The sequence below is a fragment of the Cerasibacillus sp. genome (assembly GCF_036516575.1).
Taxonomy (GTDB): Bacteria; Bacillota; Bacilli; order Bacillales; family Amphibacillaceae; genus Cerasibacillus.
The window spans coordinates 1-8,151 of sequence record NZ_DATBTY010000046.1 but is presented as its reverse complement, the minus strand read 5'-3'; the positions used below and the strand labels follow the sequence as shown (position 1 = coordinate 8,151).

Below are 8,151 nucleotides of genomic sequence, written 5' to 3'. Positions count from 1 at the left end.
TGAATATCATAAACCACCCTGTTTGTTTTCTTTTTTAAGAGCCAACCTACTGGCAGTAGTTCTGGATCATGAAAGTGGTACACATCTGCTTTTAATTGTTTTGCTTTTCGGTAAGCATCTATTGTACCAAAAATCATTCGTCTCCAGCGACTTTTATACGTTTTTAAAGGGATATGCGTAATCGGCCAATCCTTTTGTGTTTCTTCATCTTTTTGGGAAATTAAAGTCACATTATATCCCGCTCGATGAAGGGATAAGCATTCTTTATGGTATATTCTCGGGTCACTTGGATGATGTACAGTTGTTAGATGGACGACCCGTTTTGGAGTGGTCATACGCTATCATCTCCTACTTTTCCTTCATGAGGTTGATGCCCCATGACACGTAAAAACATCTTTTCATATTGTTTAGCTATCGTTTTAGCATCAAATTCTTGGGCGCGTTGTTGCCCTTGGGTTTGAATTTCTTGAATACGTTTTTGTTCTAAAGACAAAATGTCATACATAGCAGTTGCTAGTTTTTCTGCATTGCCAACAGGGGTGAGTTTGCCGTACCGACCATTTTGCAATACTTCTGTTGCTCCAGGCTTACAGTTCGTTGATACAATTGGTGTTCCCACGGCAAGTGCTTCCGCTAGAACATGTCCAAACCCCTCATTAATGGAGCTTAATACAAATAAGTCAGCCTTGTTGAAATAAATATACGGGTTTTCTTGAAATCCCATAAAATAAACTTCATCATTAATAGATAGCTTTTGTGCGAGTTGTTCGAGTTCTTCTTGTAATTTACCTTCACCAAGGATGACAAGCTTTAACTTATTGGTTGTCATTTTTTCTTTTAATTTAGCGAATGCTTTAAGCAAGGTTTTATGATCTTTATCATGAACAAGTCGGCCGGCTGTTATGACTACTTTAGCCTCTTCCTGAAAGATAGCACGATGTTCTTGTTTTATTGTCCCTGCTTGAATGCGTTCTTGAATATTCTGTATATCAACAGGGTTATAAATAACTTCGATTTTCTTTTGGTTTATTTTGTAGCGTTGGACAATATTGTCTTTTACACCATTTGATAAGGCAATGACTTTTGCTGCAAAGCGGTAGAGTCGTCCATATAGGAATAGTTTGACATTTCGTTTAAAGTCTCCACCAAGAAATGCTGCTTCTCTTACGATGTTTTTTGCATTTGTAAAGGACAACAACCTTGCTAGTATCGCAACCGTATTGTAGTTAGGGATTGTACTAAAAACAATGTCTGGCTGTTCCTTTCGAATCACCTTTGCTAAAGGGATGATCGCTGAACGCAGTCGCTTCGTTTTTAATTTTACGAAAGTGATATCTGGATTCAAATACTGTTCATAATTTCCTTCATAATTAAGTGTCACTAGCATCGGGGTAAATCTTTCACGATCAATGTTATTTAAAATATTAAGCATTGTTCGTGCCGCACCCCCGGCACCTAACTGATAAATGAAGAAAATAATTTTCGTTTTTTTCATTATTTTTTCGACCTTTCCCTTGCAAAAACACGTCTTTAGAAATTGACGTATACCTAGTGGATTATATCATAGCGCACGGAATAAATAAATTATCTGAAAAGTTAATGGGGGTTGGAGTTATATCGAGAAGGGAGAGTGGGCATTGTAGGTGATTTGTCTAATTACTGGTCAGTGGATTGTAGAAAATATTGGGTATATATTAGATTTATGAAATGGAATAGAACGGGTGCTTATCCGACATTTGGGTTGAATTGTATTTGTAGGTATGATGCCAAGGGTACTTAATTGAGTTTTTATCTTAGATGTGCCTGTGGGAATGGCACCAAGGGCACTGTTTCGCGGTTCTATGCTTCGACGTACCCGCGGTGGCTCTGCTAAGGGTACGTCGAAGCGGATTTTTATTTCTTGATGTACTCGTGGCAGACACGCCAAGGGCACCTTTTCGCGGATCTATACTTCGGCGTACCTGCGGTGGCTCTGCTAAGGGTATAATGACCGTAAAAAGGCAGTCTACCAAAAATAATGTAGACCGCCTTTTTCATATGACAACTCTTAGTATCTATCTTTAATAAAAGCTGAGAGATACGATTCTATAAAAAATCATCATCTATTCTTCGCTTTGTTTAAGTTCGGCTAGTTTTTTTTCCATATAGTTTTGAACATCTTCTTTTAAATCGGTTCGGTTGAGTGAAAAATCTATCGTCGCTTTTACGAATCCGAGTTTATCACCAACATCATAGCGTTTGCCTTCAAAATCATAGGCGAGAATTCGTTCACGCTTACTTAGCTCTTGGATGGCGTCAGTTAATTGGATTTCATTATCTTTTCCTGGTGGTAAACTTTCCAAAATCGTAAAGATTTCTGGTGTTAAAATATATCGTCCCATAATAGCCATGTTAGACGGTGCTTCTTCAATTGACGGTTTTTCTACTAATGATTTGATTTCGCGAATGCGTGATCCGAATTTCGATTCTTCAACTGGCTCAATAATACCGTATTTAGATACGTCTTCTTCAGGAATTGTCTGGACACCAATCACTGACGATTGATATTGATTATAAACATTAACGAGTTGTTTTAAGCTTGGTTCTTCAGAAACAACAATATCATCACCTAATAATACGGCAAATGGCTCGTCACCAATAAATGTGTGGGCACATGCGATGGCATGACCGAGTCCTTTCGGTTCTTTTTGCCTTATATAGTGGATATTTGCTAGATTTGAGATTTCCTCTACCATTTCTAACATCTCTTTTTTTCCTCTTTTAGCGAGCTTTTCTTCGAGTTCATAAGATGTATCAAAATGGTCTTCTATCGCACGTTTGCCTCTTCCTGATATAATAATAATATCTTCTATTCCAGTAGCTACGGCTTCTTCAACAATATACTGTATCGTCGGTTTATCAACAATTGGTAACATTTCTTTAGGTTGTGCCTTTGTAGCTGGTAAAAACCGTGTTCCTAATCCAGCTGCAGGAATGATTGCTTTACGTACCTTCATTGGCAAATCTCCTTTAACGTATTCATTTCGAATCTCTATGTTAAGTCTATCACATGGATAGTATCAATCCAATTTTTTTCTGTTCATTAATAAGGCTTCACAGGGTCTCTTCGTCTTTTATTGGCCACAATGAACTAGAACAAAAATGTATATTTTAAAGCACTAGTCTTGTCTTTACATTAGATATGTGGTATTTTTTCCTTTAATATATAATGTATGGTTGAGTCAGGTGGACTTTTCTTGAACTGAACCTAAATTATACTGACGAAGTACAGGACGTGCTAATGAGGGCTTTACAGCGGACAAGTAACCCAGTCCCTGGCGTTGCGACAGGGCGCCGCGTACCTATCCTGCGTCATTCCCTGCTTACTGGAGTTTTAGTAACGCCTGGGAGATAAATTACTATACAAAGAGCATGATATAGGGGTATATTGTTTTATAGACATTGAATTTTACAGTGTAAAGGTGGCAAAAAACATGAGTTTATTTGAAAAATTACTCGCAAAGGAAGAAAAGATTGCCGTAATTGGTCTTGGATATGTAGGACTACCCGTTGCAATTGAATTTGCTAAAAAGTATGACGTCATTGGTTATGACATAGATGAAAGTAAACTTGATAAATATCGCAGTGGCATTGATGTGACAGATGAAGTAGGTGACAAAGCGATTCAGGAAACAACGATGACATTCACAAGTGATGAAAAAGATTTACAACAATGTAAGTTCCATGTTGTCGCAGTTCCTACACCAATCAACTTAGATAAAACACCAAATCTTGCACCAATTATTAGTGCAAGTGAATCGGTGGGAAGAAATTTAGCAAAAGGATCCATTGTTGTTTATGAATCAACTGTTTATCCTGGAACGACAGAAGAAATTTGCACACCTATCTTAGAAGAAAAATCCGGTATGACATTGAATGAAGACTTCAAAGTGGGCTATTCACCTGAACGGATTAATCCGGGTGATAAAGTAAACACATTGACAAAAATTACAAAAGTTGTCTCAGGCTCAGATGAAGTAGCATTACGTGAAATAGCAGATATTTATGGGTCGATTATAGAAGCTGGTATACATGAAGCTGAATCAATTAAAGTTGCTGAGGCTTCTAAGGTGATAGAGAATTCACAACGCGATATTAATATTGCCTTTATGAATGAATTATCTATGGTTTTTAATAAAATGGGTATAGATACAAATGCCGTTTTAGATGCGGCTTCTACTAAATGGAATTTCTTAAGATTTACTCCGGGACTAGTTGGTGGTCATTGTATTGGAGTCGATCCATATTACTTCACGTATAAGGCTGAACAACTAGGTTATCACTCCCAAATCATTCTAGCCGGTCGTAAAATAAATGATGACATGGGTAGATATGTCGCTAAAAATGTAATCAAGCAGATGATTCAAGCAAGACAGGAGTTTGATGGTGCACGCATCGGTGTATTCGGTCTAACATTTAAGGAAAACGTTGGGGATGTGCGAAATACGAAAGTGACGGACATCATCGAGGAACTAAAGGACTATGGGTTAGAAGTACTTGTTCATGACCCGATTGCTGATGTTGATATTGTGAAAAAGGAATACGACATTTCACTTGCACAAGCGGAAGAGTTGCGTGAGCTCGATTGTATTATTTTAGCTGTGCCGCATCAAGTATTTAAAGAAAAATATACACTAGATGTCATTGATTCTTTATTTAAAAATGATAAGAAAGTGCTTATCGATATTCGGGGTATTTATGATCGTAAAGAGGTAGAAGATAGAGGAATCAATTACTGGAGCTTGTAAGACTTTCGTAATTGAGGCGAGACAAAATGAACTTGTCGTTGGCAATTAAACAGTGAAATAATAAAAATTGACTTAATCGGCTTTAGCTCTGTATACAAGAGAACTAAGGCCTTTTTCCTTTCTTGCCATTTTCCATCAAGATAGGTTGATTAGTTCCCAGTCTAGCAATATGTCGAGGATTTGTACGTTTTATCGTATTTTTTCTAAAATATGCATTAGAGTATTCAAATGTATGCAAATCGATGGAATTAGATGAAGTTAGAGTTAGCTTGCATTGGAGCAGTCAATCGTATGTAAGTCAGCGTTGATAGCCGATGTTACATCGCATTGGAGCAGTCAATCGTATATATGTCAGCGTTGATAGCGGATGTTACATCGCATTGGAGCAGTCAATCGCATGTAAGTACGCGATGATAGCGGATGTTACCTCGCATTGGAGCAGTCAATGGTATGTAAGTCAGCGATGGGAGATGATGTTACATCGCATTGGAGCAGTCAATCGTATATATGTCTGTGGGGTTAGCTGAGGTTACCTCGCATTAGAGCGTTCAATGGTATATAAGTCAGCGATGATTGTTAAAGTTAGATCGCAGGGAGTTGATATTATGGAATTCACCTTGCGATTACGTATTCGTATTTTAATAGGAACAAAAGAAATTAAGTGGTCGTTTTTTTTAAATAAAAACCAAGTAGAGTAAACAAGTTTCTACTTGCTCCTCCACTTGGTTCTATTTAAAGGGGAGGTTATCCCCTTTTTAATTTAAGACTGTAATCGTCTACGGAAGAACATGATTGCTCCACCTAGGACGACGCTTAGCGTTCCGATGAGAACATAGAGCCACATGTTTGTAGCTGTGCTTGGTAGCTTGCTACCGTCTTTCTTATCGGATTGTTGATTGGTGTCAGGTCCTTTCTTGCCACCATCGTTATCACCTTTCGGAGGTGTGCCTCCTGAATCATCATCCGACCCTTTCCCTTTACCATCTCCTGGCTTTTTCGCTCCAGGATGTGGTGGATCTTTAGGTGTTTCAACTTTTGGTGGTTTTTGACCTGGTTTGCCTGGCTTACCTGGATCACCTGGTTTACCTGGCTTACCCGGTTTCCCTGGTTCGCCCGGCTTACCCGGCTTTTCCGGATCTTCTGGGTCTTCAGTTGGTGGTTCTTCTTTCGCTTTTACTTCTATTGTTACTGACTCGCCAACGTATTCATTATCATTATACGTGACAGTTACCCATACGTTTACCTTGTTGCCAGCTTTTAAATCGACTTCTAGCTGATGTTCAAAGTTTCCATCCCCATCTACTTGTTCGACGACAACGTCACCATTCGGAAGCTCAATATGAACATGAGCTTCTGCATTTTCTGGCAAATCGCCTTCGTATTTACCAGTAATGGTCTCGTCTCCCTCAGTAATTGGGTTAACGACTGGACTGTTAACAACGATGTCCTCACCTGCTGCTTCATCTTCAGGGTTGACTTGTTTAATTGTTGTATGTCCAGCTAAATCAACAACTTTGAATTCATTCTCTTCATTGCTGAAGAGTTCAACTTCGAATTCAATTGTTTCATCAAATGCGCTTGGCTCGCTGTACTTATCTGATAATTCGTGTTTGTAAACCTCGTTCTCATTGACATAGAGACGGATTTCATCGAAGTTATCTTTAACATTTACTGTTACTTTATATGTTTCTTTTTCATTTGCCGTTGTCTCAGATTCTGCTGCCTCAGTTTCCCCATCTGCTGTTGAAACATGATCTGCTTCTGTCGTTTCATCTGCGTCAGTTGCTTCCCCTTCTTCAGTTTCAACTTTTTCAATTGACACAAGTTCTAATTCGGCTGGTGATGAGTCAACGAATAGCTTACGACCAATTTCTCTAGTATTGCCTGCCGCATCTTCGGCTTTTACTTTAGCGTTATAGAAACCATCTTCAAAATGAACAGTTGTTTCGAATTCATAGCGATTTTCTTCCTTGTTGTATGCGAAATCAACTTCTTCATCATCAACTGTAATTTTCACAACTTCAGAATCATCCGTTGCGTAGCCAGAGAATATGACTTCGTTCGTTGGATGAACCGAAGATGGTTCTGGTGTTAATAAGTAGACATTTGGTCGGGTTATGTCTTCTGTTTCATGTACCTTTTCTTCAGTGACGTTTCCAGCATAATCGACTGCTACAACCGAAACATCATCAGAGTCCTTCACACCTTCCAATATATGCTCTGTTTCATCACCAAAATATGGCTCATCTAAGACTGATTCTCCATTGACTAAAACATCCCAGTACCATAGACCACTGCCGCTTTCATTGTCTTGTGCATCGACATGAAGCGTATTAGTAGCCTCATCTAATTCAACCGCTAATTCCGGTGCGGTGACATCCACCTTAACTGGTACTTCAAATGTTTGCCAGTCTTTACCTTCGTAGTCAATAACCGCCTGGGCTTGTAAATAATACTGTCCTTCCGGTGCAAGCTTCCCATCAATTTTCCCATCCCATAAACGTGAGGATGATAGATTATACATTGGTCCTCTGCCACCGTCGTAGTAATTTTTACGGACATTATCGTCTGTATGGATGGTACGGACGACTTTCATATTTTCATCGAGTACATTGTATTTCACGTGTTTTGCATTTCTTAAGAAAGATAGAATTAACGTTGCATCATCATTGACACCATCATCATTAGGTGAGATTGCAAAGAAATTCTCATCAAACACTTCACGGATTGGATCAACACCTAATATGTTAAATACGCCTTCTTCTTCTGTTGTAGTGACAGCTCCTGTCATTCCATAGTATGACATTTCATCCCACATTGGTTTATCAAAAATCGGTGGGTCATTCCAGTCTCCTTTAAACCCAACATAAGGGACCGTTAAATCTGGATGCATGTCTGTTGGATCAACGAAACGAACGAATCCTTCTAGCCAGTAACCGTTAGTAAACCATTCTGTAGTTAGAAATTCATCTGCGGCACTAACATCTACCGTTACGCTAACTGTTGTCGTACCGTTAGCTGGAACAACGATTTCAGCTTGTTCTTCACCGTTAATAGTAACCTGAGCTGCACCTTCTTTTGTTAAGTCAAAGCCACCTGTTAAATTAGATGCAGTAACTAATTCTACGTCTCCTGCATTTGCCGCCGCATCTGTCTGAGCATTACCTTGTACTTCATACGTCACAGCTTCATCTGTAAAGTTTTCCGCTGTTAATTCAAATGTTACTTTGTTAGATGCGATTTCTTTTAATGCTACTTTTGCTTCTTTCGTCTGTGATTCTGTTACCATGACCGGTGTTTTTAAAGCCGCGTGGAACTGTGCTAAACCTGCTCCTTGACGACGTGGTGATACTGGTGCGTCACC

General features: G+C 39.0%; 5 protein-coding genes. 1 reads left to right on the top strand and 4 read right to left on the bottom strand.

Features of this window, described 5'->3' with window-relative positions; genetic code table 11:
• From VIG73_RS08780 to galU, 3 genes are all read right to left on the bottom strand, one after another.
• Nucleotides 1–335 (bottom strand): glycosyltransferase (locus VIG73_RS08780; RefSeq protein ID WP_331641067.1); only part of this gene is annotated, 335 nt, incomplete at its 3' end.
• Nucleotides 332–1,495: a glycosyltransferase gene (locus VIG73_RS08775; protein ID WP_331641065.1), complete on the bottom strand. Its 1,164-nt coding sequence runs from the start codon at nucleotides 1,493–1,495 to the stop codon at nucleotides 332–334. The genes VIG73_RS08780 and VIG73_RS08775, both read right to left, overlap by 4 nt.
• A 607-nt stretch (nucleotides 1,496–2,102) precedes the next feature.
• Nucleotides 2,103–2,996 carry a UTP--glucose-1-phosphate uridylyltransferase GalU gene (galU, locus tag VIG73_RS08770; RefSeq protein ID WP_331641063.1) on the bottom strand — a complete coding sequence of 298 codons (894 nt, stop codon included), beginning with the start codon at nucleotides 2,994–2,996 and terminating at the stop codon, nucleotides 2,103–2,105.
• A gap of 477 nt (nucleotides 2,997–3,473) precedes the next feature.
• Here galU and VIG73_RS08765 point away from each other — a divergent pair, with 477 nt between their 5' ends.
• The gene (locus VIG73_RS08765) at nucleotides 3,474–4,787 is read left to right on the top strand and encodes a nucleotide sugar dehydrogenase (RefSeq protein WP_331641061.1); all 1,314 of its coding nucleotides are present in this window, start codon (nucleotides 3,474–3,476) and stop codon (nucleotides 4,785–4,787) included.
• Between the two features lie 760 nt (nucleotides 4,788–5,547).
• On the opposite strand, the gene VIG73_RS08760 is transcribed toward VIG73_RS08765, so the two are convergent.
• Nucleotides 5,548–8,151, bottom strand: a 2,604-nt coding sequence (locus tag VIG73_RS08760) for an Fn3-like domain-containing protein (protein ID WP_331641059.1), incomplete at its 5' end; no start/stop codon positions are given.